This is a genomic window from Methanoculleus receptaculi (assembly GCF_033472595.1).
Lineage (GTDB): Archaea > Halobacteriota > Methanomicrobia > Methanomicrobiales > Methanoculleaceae > Methanoculleus > Methanoculleus receptaculi.
Map to the genome: position 1 here is coordinate 1843822 of NZ_CP137642.1, position 15105 is coordinate 1858926.

Genomic DNA, 15105 nt, shown 5'->3' on the forward strand with positions numbered 1-15105 from the left:
AATCCATACCCCTGGGGTGTGCCCCGATTTTGATTAACCTATCCCTGGGCGGATTCCAGGGGGATAGGGGATCAGGATTTTTGAGAGAACCCACTTCCCGGGTTGACAGCAACCATCAGTATATAAACCCCAGGCCACATAGATCATACCATATGGCCGACGAGTACCGGACCGCAACGATTGGGGGCAGGGAGGTTCCTTACGACCCGGAGCAACTGCGTAAGATCAGCGAACATCCCTGCTACTCCGATAAAGCATGCCATGCATTCGGGCGGTGCCATCTCCCCGTCGCTCCAAGATGCAACATCCAGTGCAACTACTGCATACGCGACTACGATTGCGTTAATGAGAGTCGGCCGGGAGTGACGAGCAGGGTCCTCACCCCGGAGGAGGGGCTTGACCTGGTCAGGAGAGTCGTCAGGGATTTCCCCTACGTGAAGGTGATCGGCATCGCAGGACCTGGCGAACCTCTGGCAAACCCCGAGACGTTCGAGACTCTGCGGCTTGTCCACGACGAGTTCCCCCACCTGATAATGTGCATCAGCACGAACGGGCTGCTGCTCCCGGAGTATATCGAAGAACTCGCGAAGTACGATGTCGGGAACGTTACGGTGACGCTCAACGCCGTAGATCCGGCGATCGGGGAGAAGATCTACTCCTGGGTCGAGTATGAAGGAAAGAGGCATCACGGCCGCGAGGCGGCCGAACTCCTGCTATCCCAGCAGTTCCGCGGGATCGAGATGGCGGTTGCAAAGAAGATGTTTGTAAAGATCAACACCGTCTACATCCCCGGGATCAATGACGAACACATCCCGGCAATTGCAAAGAAGGTCGGCGAGATGGGAGCGTTCACCTTCAACGTCATCCCGCTCATCCCCCAGTACAAGTTCGCTGATATCACCCCCCCGACACCGGCGGAGAAGCGGGAGATGCAGGATAAGTGTGCTCCCTACATCAAGCAGATGCGCCACTGCGCCCGTTGCCGGGCGGACGCTATCGGGAAACTCGGCCAGGACGTCCAGTCCTGCGTCTACCAGCAGATGAAGGATGAGAAGACCGAATAACCGACTCTTTTTTCCCCGCCGCCGGCCATGAGGACGATCGTTCTCCGGCCTGACAGGCCGTTTAACCTCGACCGTACGCTCTCCTGCGGGCAGGCGTTCCGCTGGGAGGTGGTGGACGGTTGGTGGAACGGCGTCGTCGGCGAGGAGGCGATCCGGATACGTCAGGACGGCGACCGCCTTATCTTTACCGGTGCGGATTCGCGGTTTATCCGCGACTACTTCCGGCTCGACCAGGATCTCCCGTCCATCCTGGCCTCGATAGATCGCGATCCAGTGATCGGCGCTGCCATCCAGGAATGCATGGGTCTACGGCTGATCAGGCAACCGCCCTGGGAGTGCCTGGTCTCCTACATCTGCGCCACAAACACAAACATCCCGGCGGTGAAGCGACGGATCGCGCTTATGGCAGAGCGTTACGGGAGACCGATAGAGAGGCCGGGGGGGAGGGTGTATGCGTTCCCGGAACCGGATGCACTGGCGGAGCTCTCCTGCACGGATCTGCGGGAGTGTAAGGTCGGTTACCGGGCGGAGGCGGTCAGGGAGGCCGCCCTGTATGCGGCGGATAACCCGGACTGGGCGGAACGGATCGCCGCCCTCCCGTTCGAGGAGGCACGAGAAGCGCTGATGCGGTTTAGGGGGGTCGGCCCGAAGGCGGCGGACTGCGTGCTGCTATTTGCGTTTGGATTCTTTGAGGCGTTCCCGGTCGACGTCTGGATCCACCGGATCATGACAGAGGCATATCTCCCGGAACTTGCCGGAAAGGGATGCACGCCGGCAGTCTACGAACGGATCCGAAAATTTGCACAGGAATACTTCGGGGATTATGCCGGGTATGCGCAGGAGTATCTCTACTGCGTTCGCGAGAGTGGGATGCAAAAGATGGTGAAACCCACCTTCCTGAACCCTGCTACCCGACAAAACTCGCGATAAGCCCGTTCTCTCGCATCCCGAGCACCTCCTCCGGCCTGCCACCAGCAACCAGCCGTCCGTACTCCATGAGGCAGAGACGGTCGCCAAGTTCCATGGCGTCACGCGGGTTGTGGGTGACAACGATACAGGGGATGCCGGTCTTCCGGATCCGCTCGCGAAGTTCCCTGCGCGTTGCAGCCCGGGCACGCATATCAACAGCGGCGAGAGGTTCATCAAGCAGGAGTAGATCCGGGTCGAGCACCAGTGCCCTGGCCAGGGCCACACGCTGTCGCTGCCCTCCCGAGAGGCGGCCGACGTTGACACCTGCGAGTTCGGAGAGGTTCATAGTTTCAAGTTGCTCAGCAACAGCACGTTTGATCTCCGGTTCAGGCAACTTCCTGCACCGGAGACCGAACGCCACGTTCTCAGCGACAGTCATGTGGGGGAAGAGGGCGTAGGACTGGAATAGATGGCCGATGTTCCGGTTCTCGGGCGGGACGTTGATCCGCTCCCCGCTTGAGAAGAGGAGACGATCGCTGAGCGTGATCTCGCCCTCGTCGGGCGTGAGGATGCCCGAGATCAGGTTCAGAACCGTGGATTTGCCCGCGCCGTTCTCCCCCATCATGACCAGCGTCTCACCGGGCTGAACAGAGAGGGCGAGATCCAGGACGAAGTCGCGCAGTGTTCGGACAGCACGAAACTCAAGCATCAGTAGTTCCTCCGGGTGATGACCTTCACCGCGGCGATCACCACAAACGATATCACAACAAGGATGATCGCAAGGCTGATTGCTGCATCCAGATCGCCCTGCATCGTTGTGTAGATGGCAAGCGGCATCGTCCGCGTCCTGCCCTGGTAGTTCCCGGCAAACATGATTGTGGCGCCGAACTCCCCGAGCGCACGGGCAAACGAGAGTATTGCACCGGAGACAAGCCCGCCCCATGCAAGCGGGATTGTAACCCGGAGGGCGACGGTTGTCGGGGAGGCGCCAAGCGTCCTTGCTGCATCCTCGTAGTGGCGGTCAACCGCCTCGAAACTCGCCCTTGCCTGTCTGATGTAGAACGGCGAGGCGACAAAGACCTGCGCCAGAACAACCGCGACGGTGGTGAAGGCAATGGATACACCAAACTCATTGAGATACTGCCCGACCACCCCCCGGCGTCCAAACGCCATCAAGAGCGCGATGCCCGCCACCGCCGGCGGCAGGACTATCGGGAGATCTGTGAGGGTATCGACGAGCGCCCTCCCGGGGTATTCGTGCCGGGCGTTCAGAAGGGCAAGCGGCGTCCCGAGAAGGAGAACGATCGCCGTGCTTGCGGTTGCGGTGGTGAGCGAGAGTGAGAGAGCGTCGATCACCACCGGTTCGGCGAGGGAGCGGAAGAAGGCTTCCGGCGATATCCGCAGGAAGAGTGATACAACCGGCAGCGTGACAAACAGGAGGAACAGCACAAGAAGGGCGGCGGCGAAGAGGGTTTGAAACCCTCTTGATAACCGCGCACGCCAGGCGTGCCGCAGCACCTCACGACCCTGCCGGGAGGGGGTCGAATCCATAATCCTGCAGGATGGCGCTGCCGGCCGGGCCCCGGACGAACTCTATGAACGATTCCGCCTCAGCCTTATGCGGCGAGTTCGCCAGTATGCCGAGCGGGTAGGTGGCCTGCACGTTGTAATCCTCAGGGATCTCGATGCGTGCCACTCTGGTTAGGTCCTCCTTCGAAACGTCGGACTTGTAGACGAACGCCGCGTCCGCCTCGCCGAGCGCCAGTTTGGGCACAACGTTGCTCACCGCCATCTCCTCGGATATGACGTTTTTCATCACGGCCTCCCGGTAAGCCCCACCGTAGGTGGGGTCGGCGGCCAGTTTGTCGAGCACCTGACGGGTGTAGTCACCGAAGGGGACGTCTTTTGTCCCGATGACGATCTTCAAGCCGGGTTCTGCCAGGTCAGCAAGTCCGGTGATGTTTGCCGGGTTATCGATCGGGACTATCAAGGCCATGCTGTTCCCGACGAAGTCTGAAACAGTATCATTATCCATGAACCTGCTGTTCTGGAGGGCTTGCATGTGCTTTGTACTTGCGGATACGAAGATATCGGCGTTCGCTCCCTGCTCAATCTGGGTGCGGAGCGTCTGTGAACCGTCGAAGACCAGATCGACTTTGATTCCCGGGTTCTCCGCTTCGTAGGCTCTGGCGATATCCGCGAAGGCTCCAGTGAGCGATGCGGCGGTAAAGACCGTCAGGGTTGTCTCTTCCGGGGTCTCCCCGGTGCCCGTGCATCCCGCAGCCATGAGGCTGGCGATGACCACGAGGCTCAGGACGGCAAGGATTGCCGTTTTTGATTGCTTCATTTCTGTCACCGTGTTCATATGGAATTGCGGTTTTATCTATTTAATTCAGCTGATTTTAAGCCCATATCAAGGAGATTGGGTTTACAGTCCTGCAAGGTATAAAAATGTGCGCCCGAAGCCGGGCGAGGGGAGGGTCATGGCCAGCGTCATGCCAGGAATGATGGCTGCACCGGCGGCCAAATAAAATGGGTGGACCTGGAGAACAGACCGCGCGGAGAGGCCAGTTATCCCGGCGGGGAGATTCGAGATATCGTTCAAAGAGCACGGTGGAGGGGTTTGTCCGTGACCGGGCCACAGATCATGACCCTTCCAGAGTTATCTCAAACCTGCAGTGGTCAAATCCCATCGAGTAGCACCGGGTCTCGATCGCCGCTGCAGACCGGTTGTAATGGCGGGAGAATAGAGCACCCAGGATACCTGAGTCAAAAGCGCATGCGGGCCTGCCTGTGACCGGGAGATCGGCGCACTCGAAACAGTCATAGACCAGGAGGGTGAGCGGATCCTGTCTTTCAACCTCGACCCTACCCAGGTGATGCTCCTCCCAGAACCGGGCAATCTTTGTGCAGAAATGTTCGGTATCCGGGTTGGCCAGCGCAGGATAGAGCTCCTCGCCCACACCTTTTCCCGCCCGGGTTAAGAGGGGGTCAAGCACGATCCCTTCATGCATGAGTGCGATCCGGATCGTCCGGAACGCCAGACGGTAGAACTCGAAGGGATCGCCCATACCCGGCCGGTATGCCCCGGCGTAGGCGGCGAGGTCCCCGGCCAGCCGCTCCTCCGGTGAGAGGCTCGCGACCAGATCGCCGGTGAGGTAGAAGACCTTCCGCCGCGAGTCATCAGGGTCGGCGCGGGATCCAACCATACCAACAGCAGCCAACTCCTGGAGATGCACTGAGACCGTGGACTTTGCCCGGCCCACAAGCAAAACGACCTCCTCAAATGTGCGCTCACGCTCATGGAGGGCTGCCAGGATCGCTCGCCGCACCGGGTTATCGATCACCTGCGCCCCTTCAGGGGTTGAGTAGAGGTCTATCTCCTGTTTAGGCTTAGGTCGGCCGGGTCTTCCACGGACGCCCATCCCAGGCTCCATAGAGTAAGATCGAAACGAAGGTATATCAATTGTTCGAATATAATAGAATATTCGTATAATACCGAACACAGAGGAGATGAAGATATGGAGATGAAGTCTGTAGAACTTGCACCCGGTGTACACTGGGTTGGAGCAATCGACTGGAACCTGAGGGAGTACCACGGCTACACCCTGCCGGGAACAACCTACAACGCCTACCTCGTCCGGGGTGAGAAGACAGCGCTCATCGACGGCGCATACCACGGGTTTGAGAAAGAGGTGCTCGGGCGCATCAGGTCGGTATGCGACCCGGCGGAGATAGACTGCATCGTCGTGAACCACATCGAGATGGACCATTCAGGCACACTCCCCGAGTTCGTGCGGCGGATGCCCGGCACCCCGATATACTGTACGGAGCGGGCAAAAGCCGGTCTTGCCAGACACTACGATACGACAGGGTGGGAGATTCGTGTTGTCAGGAGCGGCGACACCCTCGACCTCGGCGGGAAGACGCTGACGTTCCTGGAGGCGCCGATGCTCCACTGGCCTGACTCTATGTTCACCTACCTTGGCGAGGACGCCATCCTCTTCCCAAACGACGCCTTCGGCCAGCACGTCGCGAGCGCTGCGCGGTTCGACGATGAACTCGGGATCGATGCTGCGATGGCGCACGCGAAGAAGTTCTTTGCGAACCTGATCATCCCGCTTGCACCAAAGGTCCTGAAGAAACTCGACGAGGTCGGAAAACTCGGGATCGATATACGGATGATTGCGCCAAGCCACGGCATCATATGGCGGTCGCACGCAGCGGAGATCCTCAAGGCCTACACCGACTGGAGCCATGGCGTCTCGAAGGATAAGGTCACGATCGTCTACGACACCATGCACGGTTCAACCACGATGCTGGCAAAGGCGATCGCCGAGGGCGTGATGGCGGAGGGCGTCGACCTCCGTGTCTGCCTCCTGCGCGACGGCCGCTATGAGGGGACGCACCGGAGCGATATCGTCACGGAGATCCTCGACTCAAAGGCTCTCCTTGTGGGGTCGCCAACGCTCCAGGACGAGGTTCTCCCCACTGTGGCCGGGTTCCTGAGCTACCTCCGCGGCCTCCAGCCCGGTCGCCTGACAGCAAAGAAGATCGGCTGCGGGTTTGGATCGCACGGCGGTATGGGCGGCGCGGTAGCCCGGATTGAGGAGGCGCTTAAAGAAGCCGGGATCGAGGTGATCGATGGCGGTTTCCATGTGAACTACCGTCCAGACGAGGACGAACTCACCAGGGCATACGAACTCGGACGCAGGGTGGCGCAGGAGATCCGGGCACGCTGATGCGTGCCCGGATCCCTCCCCCCCTGCTGCACCACTCTGATAGTGCCAGAATATCCAGGAAAAACCCGGTTAGAGATCTCTTGCCCCTATATCCCCGGTAGGGCTTCCTGGGAGCCCTATAACCCTTTTCATACTCAGGACGCTGCCGCTGAGCTGAACCCGCGACTCATCCAGGCAAAAGCCCCCAGCGCCAGGACCTGCATCAGCACAAGGAACCCGATGACATACGGGATGGAGAAGGCGTAGGCCCAGCCGATGACAGCGCTCCCGGCAAACCAGGCAGCCCCGTAGACCGTATTGAATACCCCATAGGCCGTCCCGCGCTTGCTGATATGGGTGTAGTCCGCAAGAGCGGCCCGGAGGACCGTCTCCTGCGCACCCATTGCCGCGCCCCAGAGCACCACGGCAGCGAAGGCCAGGGCGTGGTCTGTCCCGAAGGCCAGGAAGGGGATACAGATGCCTAGCAGCGGCACCGAGAGGAGGACAGAAAGCCCGAACCGATCATACGCCCGGCCGATGGCGAGCGCTGCAACGGCATCGACCCCCATGGCAACAGCGTAGAAGAGCGGGATCTCTGCTTCCGTGACCGTGCCGGTGACGGCGAAATGGTAGGCGATGACCGGGAAAGTCGCGAACCCGGCCATTGTGAGCGCTGTGAAGACACCGTAGGGTAGCAGGGTGCGGGGGGAGGAAAGGGCTTCACCGGGGGCAGGGCCACTCCCCTCAAGCGACGTAGGTTCCGGCACCCTGCGCCGCGCAAAGAGGAGCGCAAGAATCATCAGCACGAACGGAACGGCAAGGAGTGCGAATCCGCCCCGGTAATCTCCATCCAGCAGGAAGATGGCGGCGAACAGGAGCGGCCCGACGATAGCCCCAATCTGGTCGAGAGCCTCGTGCACGGCAAACCCCCATCCCCTGCCGACCGCCGCGGTGGCGTTGGAGAGTATGGCGTCGCGTGCAGGCACCCGGATGCCTTTCCCCACCCGCTCAAGGATGAGGAGGAGGGCAGCAATCTCCCAGGATCCGGCAAGCGCGAGGAGCGGGACGGCAACGAGCATCCCGTAACCTATGAAGGTGAACGCCCAGTAATGCCGGGTGGCATCGGCCAGGTAACCCGACGCCAGACGGAGGGCGTAGCCGAGGAACTCACCCAGTCCGGAGACAACCCCGACGGCAAGGGCGCCGGCGCCAAGGAGGTAGAGGTACGGCCCGGCAACGCTCCGCGCCCCTTCATAGATTATATCGCCAAAGAGGCTGATAACACCAAAGAGAAGTATCACTGTATAGGCTGCGCGGTGTTTGCCGTCCACAAGAAGACAATTCTCATGTTGATATGCCATAAGCCTTATTGATGGGCACCACCTGCCCGCGATCTGGTCAGGAGACCTTTTCCAGAAACCTTCAAATATGACGGCAGTGATGCTACGCCGGACACTGTATCGATGGAGAAATCGCCACCGCGGGAGGGGGGAAAGGAACTTTCCCCCCTCCAATCTCTCGGCATGTCACCCGGAAACTCTCTTCCATTTAGGGTGGAAACACCCCCACCACCCGGCCACCCGCCGGAACCCGTCGCCGGAGAGGTTTATCAAACCAGTACGACTATTGTTTGATGGCCTCTTTCCAGCGACCCTCGCTCACCGAAAACCTATAACCCTCGTGAGGAACAATTATATCCACCAGCGCGAATATGACAAAAAATTCCCTGTTTGTGGAGAGATTGGAGGAGGTCTCAAACTCCTGCCGGGGGGGGTCATGAGCAGCGATACCGACAATATGTACGCCCTGAGCATAATCACAGAGAACAGGGCAGGCGTGCTGCGCGACGTGGCCACCGTTATGGCGGATTATATGGCCAACATCCAGATGATCCAGCAGTCGATCATAGCCTCCGGCCCGAACGCCGGGAGGGCTTCCATCTACCTCGAGTTCAACGAGTGCGGGAACCACGGCGACATGGTCGCTGACCTTGCGCGTGTGCCTTCTGTCATCGAGGTCACCACCTACCCGCCGTTCTCCCGGATCTTCGGGTCAAGGGTGATCATCATCGGCGGCGGAGCGCAGGTGGCACAGGTGGCGATGGGCGCAGTGAACGAGGCGGATCGGCACAACATCCGCGGCGAGAGGATATCGGTGGACACGATCCCCCTCGTCGGTGAACAGAACCTGGCGCTCGCCGTTGACGCTGTGGCGAGGCTCCCAAGGGCTTCGATCCTGGTGCTCGCCGGATCGCTGATGGGCGGCGAGGTCTCGCGTGCCGTGGACCGGGTCAGGGCGGCAGGCATCCCGGTGATCGCCCTTAAAATGGCCGGAAGCGTCCCGCAGCATGCCGACCTGGTCGTGACCGACCCCATTCAGGCCGGGGTTTTTGCCGTGATGCACATCAGCAAAACAGCGGTATTTGATATCAACCGCGTGCGGGGGCGTGAGTTCTGATGGATCCGATCGATATGGCTGTCCTGGTGCTGCGGCGTGACGGGCTCGTAGTCTACCCGACCGAGACGGTATATGGCCTGGGTGCGGACGCCCTCTCGGAAGATGCGTTGAGGAAGGTGTTTGAGGCCAAGAACAGACCGGTCAGCAAACCGATCTCGGTCGCGGTCTCGGATATGGAGATGCTTGAAACCATCGCGGAAGTGGACGATCTCGCAAGGGCGTTCGTCAAGCAGTTCCTGCCGGGCCCGGTGACGGTGATCCTCCCGGCGAGATCGTGTCTTCCGGAGATCCTCACAGGAGGGACGGGTCTTATCGGGATCCGGTGGCCCAACAACGAGATCGCCATAGAGCTCATCAGCAGACTCGATGCCCCGATTACGTCTACCAGCGCGAACATCTCGGACGACATCTCGCCGGCCCGCCCCGATGAGGTCTCCGCCCCCCACGATTACCTGATCGACGGGGGGGAACTTCCCGGAACGCCAAGCACCGTGGTCGACCTCTCTGCCCGGCGCATCCTGAGGAAGGGAGCGGAATGGGAGGCAGTGGAGGCGTTCCTGGAGACACTCCGGTGAAAACATGCGGCCGATACGACTCCGTGACTTTATCGAGGACCGCGGTGGATGCCTCTACGCAGTCTCGGCCTACGACAACAACGAGCGGGTCGGGTGCATCCTCCGCTACGTCCCCGACCCAGAAGGGGAGCGAAGAGACCCTGCGGGGCGGCGCTACCGCAAATACGATTTTTCTGAGGCGTTTGCCTGGATCAGAGAACATAAACCGGATTACCTGGATGCCGTCCACCGGGTGCCCCGCGAGGATGTGGTCAGGGTCTACAAACCGGAGGAGGAGATCGGCAACGTGGCCGCCCGCGACCCCCGTGTGGCACGGCTCCTCTCCCATTTTGACCTGCCGGCGGGGTCGTTCGGGTGCACGGGATCACTACTCTGCGGCCTCGAGAACGCTGCATCGGACATAGATCTCGTGGTCTACGGCGATGCCTGGTTCACAGCCCAGCGCCAGCTCCGTCGCCTGGTGGAGACCGGCGTGATCCCGCCGATGAGCACCGCTATGTGGCGGAAGGTCTACGAGAAGAGGGCGCCGGAGATACCGTTTGATGCCTTCGTCCTGCACGAGCAGCGGAAGTGGAACAGGGGCGAGTTCGAGGGGACATACTTTGACCTTCTCTACACACGCTCATACGCGGACCTGGACGCCCTCCCGACCGGGGCGGGGAAGGTGATTGGCCGGGCGACGATCGAGGCGACGGTCACCGACGCCTCCCTTTCTTTCGACAGCCCGGCGGTCTACGCAGTGGACCAAGACGAGATCAGCCGGGTGCTTTCCTTCACCCACACCTACGCCGGGCAGGCGCTGGCGGGAGAGGTCATCGAGGCGAGGGGTGTCGTGGAGGAGCACGACGATGAACTGTGGCTGATCGTCGGCACGACCCGGGAGGCGAGGGGCGAGTACATCATCTCGAAGACTCTGCTCGAGAACGCTGGATACTGAAGGGTAACAAAAGCGTTCTCTCAGAAGAGGTCTGAGAGCCGCCGCGGTCCTGCAGTGCAGCGTTCAAAGTGGGGGCAGTCCTCGCATGGCGCCCGGATGGGGCGGGGCGGAATCTCGCCCGCGACCACCCTTTTTGCCGCCCGGATTGCTCTGAGCATCGCCCGCCGATCCCGGGGCTGGGGTTCGACGTAGCGGCAGAGACCGTTCGCGATATACTCGACGTATCCCCCGGCAACGGGACGCCCGAGCGTCTCCCGGAGGCAGGCGGTGTAGCAGGCGATCCGGATCCTGTCGGTCTCATAGACCCCGGCTTTCGGGGCGGTGCTCGACCGGACGATGGCAAACGTTCCATCCTCAAAGACCTTGTCAACCCTGCCGCGAATGCCGAACTGGTCGGACTCGACGACAAGGTCGGTCTGGACGGGACGCTGCCAGGATGTCCCGCTGCAGGCGGAGATGCAACCATCGAAGAGTTCTCTGGCCTCATCAGGAACTTCGGGGAGGATGCAGAGAACCTCGCTCCATATCTCCTCCGGGTCCAGGAGTTCCCATAGGTGCATGGAGACCTGTTTGCAGACGGTGTAGCGGGGCGACTCGGGGATTTCATCCGAGCGCTCAAAGTAGTAGCGCCGTGGACAGATGTGGCAGGCGATGACGCCGGATACAGGGATATACTCGTTCATTCTGTCAAGCGGGAACTTTCAGGAAAGGTTGCGCAAGGCAACGCTATAAAACAAGGGGCTTCGTGCCCTCGCTCTCAACGGGAGGGGGCGCCTGTGGACGGGTTTATGGCGGGAAGACCACGCCGGCGCCGGTCAAAATGGCGCCGTTATTCTATGGAGAGACCAAACCTTATGCCAGTGCGGGTCATAAAAGATGAGTATGGCTAACCACGAGATATCTGTCAACATCCCGTCAAACCTCGATCCGGTCTACTCGAACCGGATCCAGATCGCCTACAAGGAGGATGAGTTCACCTTCCTCTTCCTGCACGAGATCCCGGCCGCGAACCAGGCGCGGGCGAAGGCAATCGTCTCGATCAGTCCTCGACACGCGAAGAATCTCGTCGAGGTGCTCTCAAAGAGCATCGGCGATTACGAGCAGAAGTTCGGCAAGATCACCGCGCCGTCGCCTGCCCAGCAGCAGGAGGGCAACGTCACCATCCGTGGCTATTCCTGATGGTGGCCGGTGCTGTCCTGGTTTCCGGGAGGTGATACCTTTTTAATTTTAGAGGTGGAATACTTTAGGGCAGTTGCCGCTGTGGCTTAGTGGTATAGCGGCTGATTCGTAATCAGCAGGTCGGGGGTTCAAATCCCTCCAGCGGCTTACTTTATCAATTCAAAGGCCTATAATCCCGCAACTCTCTCCTGCCGCTCCCGGGAGGGATGAGTGAGGCCCTCCCCGACAAAAACCGCCTCAGGCGGAAAGAGCCGATTTTGTAATCTTTAAGAAAGAGAAACCCTCCCGCCTCAGGCCCTGGATGAGGTACGACGGTCTGAGGTAGAACTCGCGGAACGCTTTCTTCTGGAGTTTCTTGATCTCTTCCAGGGTGAGGGACGAGGTCTCGACGACCGGTGAGAGCAGGTCATACCTGGACCAATCCGTCTGCAGATCACCGTCCTCATGAACCTTCCTGAAAAACTCCGTCCCGGGGTACGGTGTTGCAACCGAGAAGAGGGCAAAACTCGGTTTGAGGCTTTTTACAAACTTTATGGTCCGATTTGCCGTCTCCCTGGTCTCTCCAGGGAACCCGATCGCCGCCGAGGCTATCGTCCTCATACCGAGATCGTGTGCGGTAGCAAACACATGTTTGATCTGATCGATACGCGTACCCTTCTTGACCCGATCGAGTATACCCTGGTCTCCGGATTCCACACCAAAAAAGAGCGTGTGGCATCCTGCTTTTTTCATAACCTCCATAAGGCTTCTATCGATCCTGTCGACTCTCGCGGTACAGCCCCACTCGATACCAAGATCCTGTTCTATGACCTCCCTGCAGAACTCTTCAACCCAGCGGGGGTATAAAGTGAAGGTGTCATCCATGAATCCTATGGCCGAGATCCCGAGATTCTCCTGAATCTGCCGGATCTCATCCACCACGTTCCCGGTAGAACGCCTCCTGACGTGTTTCCCGTGGAGGGCAGATGATGCGCAGAACGAACACTGCATCGGACAGCCCCTGCTGCAGATCATTGTTGCGACCGGTAAGTTTTCATCAAAGACCCGGTAGTTCTCGCCGGGGACAAGATGCCTGGCCGGGTATGGCAACGCGTCCAGATCCTCTACCGGAGGTCTGTCAGGGTTCTCGACGATCCGATCGCCCCCCAGGCGATAGACTATGCCATCCACCGCTGCAAGGCTTCCACCCGTTCTGAGCGTTCGGTAGAGGTCCAGAACGGTGTATTCCCCCTCACCCTTCACGATGAAATCGATGGAGGCGTTCTCCCGCAGGATCTCGTTGTGCATGAACGTGGCGTGCGGCCCGCCAAGCACAATGTATGCATCGGATACCCGTCTGACCGCTTCAGCCGAACGCAGCGCCTCAGGGATCAGGGGTGTGGTGGAGGTTATGCCGACAAGGAACGGTTCGATCTCTTCCACGCGCTTCTCGATCCCGGAATAATCGATCTCTCCTGCGGCGCAGTCGATAACCTCGACGCCCACTCCGTTCTCTTCGAGCACTGCAGCGATGTAGAGAATACCCAGGGGGGTATCCTGATATTGAAGTACTTCTTGTACTTGGATTTCGTGTCCGGCGGGTTGATCAGGAGTGCATCCGTGGTCATTCTTTTTACAATGGTATGTCTTTCGTTATAGAACTGACTGGGAGGCGGGAAAATCCAGGGATTGCGGTGGTCAGGATACCGCAGGCACCCAAGAACCCTCCGGCATCCTCAGGAAACGGCACTGCTTCGCATGATGACCCTCCCGTATATCCCGGAAGAATGGCTCAATCCCGATAGAGAAAGAACTATCCCCTCCCCGGCCGAGAACTCTCTATCGGAGAAGAGACCGCACCGGAGGACGCCCGATGGAGATCCCGCCGCACATTCATGAGAGGATGGCCAGGAGCATGGACGCTCGTGAGTCGCTCCTCTCGACCCGGGCAACCCGGAACGCCGATTACATCAGACGCTCCGGCCGCAAGCCGGAAGAGCCTGCCATCAGGGCCCCTTTCTCCAGGGACGCCGACCGGATCGTTCACTCAAAGGCCTACGCCCGCTACATCGACAAGACCCAGGTCTTCTACCTGGTCGAGAACGACCACATCACCCACCGCGTCCTGCACGTCCAGCTGGTATCAAAGATCGGGCGGACGATCGGCAGGGCTCTCGGCCTGAACGAAGACCTGATCGAGGCGATCGCTCTCGGTCACGACATCGGTCATACCCCATACGGCCACCTCGGGGAGGGGTACCTCGACGAACTCTGCCGGGAATACAGGATCGGGGGGTTCCATCACAACGTCCAGGGCGTCCGGTTCCTGGACAACATCGAGGACTGCGACCTCACGCTGCAGGTGCTGGACGGCGTCCTCTGCCACAACGGGGAGACCCACGACCGGTGCCTTGCGCCCGAGGGTGAGGCCGATTGGGACTCGCTTGAGGAGAAACTCCGCCGTATCGAGGCCGGAGGCGACGCACTCCCTCTTACCGCCGAAGGGTGCGTCGTCAGGTGCGCCGATAGCATATCGTACCTGGGCCGCGATCTTGCGGACGCCCTTGAGGTTGAGGTGATGGACGAGAGCGATCTCGCTGCCTTCCCTGAGAGTTGTATGGCAGTTTTCGGGATAAAGAGAGCGGATAAGAAGGAGTTCTCTGATATCAACCGGATAGTGCTTGACGTTCTAATAAAGGACGTCATCACGAACAGTTATGATGCAGACCTTATCGCATTCTCGGAGGCAGCATCAGAGTCTATCACGGCCTTCAAGGAGTTCAACAGGCATAAGATCTACGAGAACGAGAGACTTGTCAGGAACCGGGAGAAGATCCGGTTCATGTTCCGCTACCTCTTCGAGCACATCATCGAGGATCTCGAAGATGAGCGGAAGGACTCAGCGGTGTACAGTGATTTTATCGATGCGCCATGGGCATCCAGCGCCTACACCGCCACTGCAAAACCAGCGGAGGCTGCACGGGATTTCATTGCAGGGATGACCGACCGCTACTTTGAGTGGGTCTTCCGGCACTACATCCTCCCGGAGCGTGTCAGATCGAGGTACCGGGGATGGTAAGAAAAAACGCGGGCAACGAGAGTGCCGGACCGCTGATCGCTGGAGGCTGTGGAGCCATCAAACCTGTCCCCGTCAGATTGTGCCGCGACGGGGTGAACTTTCCCCTGGATGGATCTGTCTATTTACAGATCGCCGCAGACCATCCCGTCATACGCAGGGTGGGAGGCAGCCGCGGTCTTTGCGAGACGTCGTTGCGGGGAGATTG

At 59.8% G+C, this 15105-nt stretch carries 15 protein-coding genes and 1 tRNA gene; 9 read left to right on the top strand and 7 right to left on the bottom strand.

Going from position 1 to position 15105, the window contains the following annotated elements; all coding sequences use genetic code 11:
- The first annotated feature begins 152 nt into the window (after positions 1–152).
- Together nifB and R6Y96_RS09600 are read left to right on the top strand one after the other, a co-directional pair.
- A complete protein-coding gene (gene nifB / locus R6Y96_RS09595) occupies positions 153–1064 on the top strand; it encodes a nitrogenase cofactor biosynthesis protein NifB (RefSeq protein ID WP_318621183.1) in 912 nt (303 codons plus the stop codon).
- Between the two features lie 27 nt (positions 1065–1091).
- Positions 1092–1994 (top strand): DNA-3-methyladenine glycosylase family protein, encoded by a 903-nt coding sequence (locus R6Y96_RS09600; RefSeq protein ID WP_318621185.1) that lies wholly within the window; start codon positions 1092–1094, stop codon positions 1992–1994.
- Here the strand turns inward: R6Y96_RS09600 and R6Y96_RS09605 are convergent.
- From R6Y96_RS09605 to R6Y96_RS09620, 4 genes are all read right to left on the bottom strand, one after another.
- On the bottom strand, positions 1972–2682 hold the full coding sequence (locus R6Y96_RS09605; protein ID WP_318621187.1) for an ABC transporter ATP-binding protein: 711 nt from the start codon (positions 2680–2682) through the stop codon (positions 1972–1974). The two genes, R6Y96_RS09600 and R6Y96_RS09605, sit on opposite strands and share 23 nt — an antisense overlap.
- A complete protein-coding gene (locus R6Y96_RS09610; RefSeq protein ID WP_318621189.1) occupies positions 2682–3524 on the bottom strand; it encodes an ABC transporter permease in 843 nt (280 codons plus the stop codon). Before R6Y96_RS09610 ends, R6Y96_RS09605 begins: the two co-directional genes overlap by 1 nt.
- Entirely contained in the window at positions 3493–4320 is an 828-nt protein-coding gene (gene modA / locus R6Y96_RS09615) for a molybdate ABC transporter substrate-binding protein (protein ID WP_318621190.1), read from the bottom strand. Before modA ends, R6Y96_RS09610 begins: the two co-directional genes overlap by 32 nt.
- Positions 4321–4618: 298 nt before the next feature.
- Positions 4619–5410, bottom strand: coding sequence for a V4R domain-containing protein (locus R6Y96_RS09620; RefSeq protein ID WP_318621191.1), 792 nt, complete (start codon positions 5408–5410; stop codon positions 4619–4621).
- Between the two features lie 90 nt (positions 5411–5500).
- Between R6Y96_RS09620 and R6Y96_RS09625 the strand changes: the two genes are divergently transcribed.
- Positions 5501–6715 carry an FprA family A-type flavoprotein gene (locus tag R6Y96_RS09625; RefSeq protein WP_318621193.1) on the top strand — a complete coding sequence of 405 codons (1215 nt, stop codon included), beginning with the start codon at positions 5501–5503 and terminating at the stop codon, positions 6713–6715.
- A 134-nt stretch (positions 6716–6849) separates the two neighbouring features.
- Here the strand turns inward: R6Y96_RS09625 and R6Y96_RS09630 are convergent, their stop codons facing one another.
- On the bottom strand, positions 6850–8055 hold the full coding sequence (locus tag R6Y96_RS09630) for an MFS transporter (RefSeq protein ID WP_318621194.1): 1206 nt from the start codon (positions 8053–8055) through the stop codon (positions 6850–6852).
- A gap of 415 nt (positions 8056–8470) precedes the next feature.
- Between R6Y96_RS09630 and R6Y96_RS09635 the strand changes: the two genes are divergently transcribed.
- Genes R6Y96_RS09635 through R6Y96_RS09645 form a run of 3 tightly spaced genes read left to right on the top strand, consistent with a single transcriptional unit; the run spans position 8471 to position 10663 of the window.
- Complete coding sequence (locus R6Y96_RS09635) at positions 8471–9151, top strand: DUF5612 domain-containing protein (RefSeq protein WP_318621196.1); 681 nt, start codon at positions 8471–8473, stop codon at positions 9149–9151.
- Positions 9151–9726 (top strand): L-threonylcarbamoyladenylate synthase, encoded by a 576-nt coding sequence (locus R6Y96_RS09640; RefSeq protein WP_318621198.1) that lies wholly within the window; start codon positions 9151–9153, stop codon positions 9724–9726. Before R6Y96_RS09635 ends, R6Y96_RS09640 begins: the two co-directional genes overlap by 1 nt.
- Before the next feature lie 4 nt (positions 9727–9730).
- Positions 9731–10663 carry a DNA polymerase subunit beta gene (locus tag R6Y96_RS09645; RefSeq protein ID WP_318621199.1) on the top strand — a complete coding sequence of 311 codons (933 nt, stop codon included), beginning with the start codon at positions 9731–9733 and terminating at the stop codon, positions 10661–10663.
- Positions 10664–10683: 20 nt separating this feature from the next.
- Here R6Y96_RS09645 and R6Y96_RS09650 read toward each other — a convergent pair whose 3' ends face one another.
- The gene (locus R6Y96_RS09650) at positions 10684–11346 is read right to left on the bottom strand and encodes a CRISPR-associated protein Cas4 (protein WP_318621200.1); all 663 of its coding nucleotides are present in this window, start codon (positions 11344–11346) and stop codon (positions 10684–10686) included.
- Between the two features lie 199 nt (positions 11347–11545).
- Here R6Y96_RS09650 and R6Y96_RS09655 point away from each other — a divergent pair, with 199 nt between their 5' ends.
- Entirely contained in the window at positions 11546–11842 is a 297-nt protein-coding gene (locus R6Y96_RS09655) for a DUF3467 domain-containing protein (RefSeq protein ID WP_318621201.1), read from the top strand.
- A 75-nt stretch (positions 11843–11917) separates the two neighbouring features.
- Positions 11918–11989, top strand: a tRNA-Thr gene (locus R6Y96_RS09660).
- Positions 11990–12079: 90 nt separating this feature from the next.
- Here R6Y96_RS09660 and R6Y96_RS09665 read toward each other — a convergent pair.
- Complete coding sequence (locus tag R6Y96_RS09665) at positions 12080–13408, bottom strand: B12-binding domain-containing radical SAM protein (protein WP_318622521.1); 1329 nt, start codon at positions 13406–13408, stop codon at positions 12080–12082.
- Between the two features lie 286 nt (positions 13409–13694).
- On the opposite strand from R6Y96_RS09665, the gene R6Y96_RS09670 reads away from it, so the two are divergent.
- On the top strand, positions 13695–14900 hold the full coding sequence (locus tag R6Y96_RS09670) for a deoxyguanosinetriphosphate triphosphohydrolase family protein (protein ID WP_318621203.1): 1206 nt from the start codon (positions 13695–13697) through the stop codon (positions 14898–14900).
- The last annotated feature ends 205 nt before the right edge of the window (positions 14901–15105 follow it).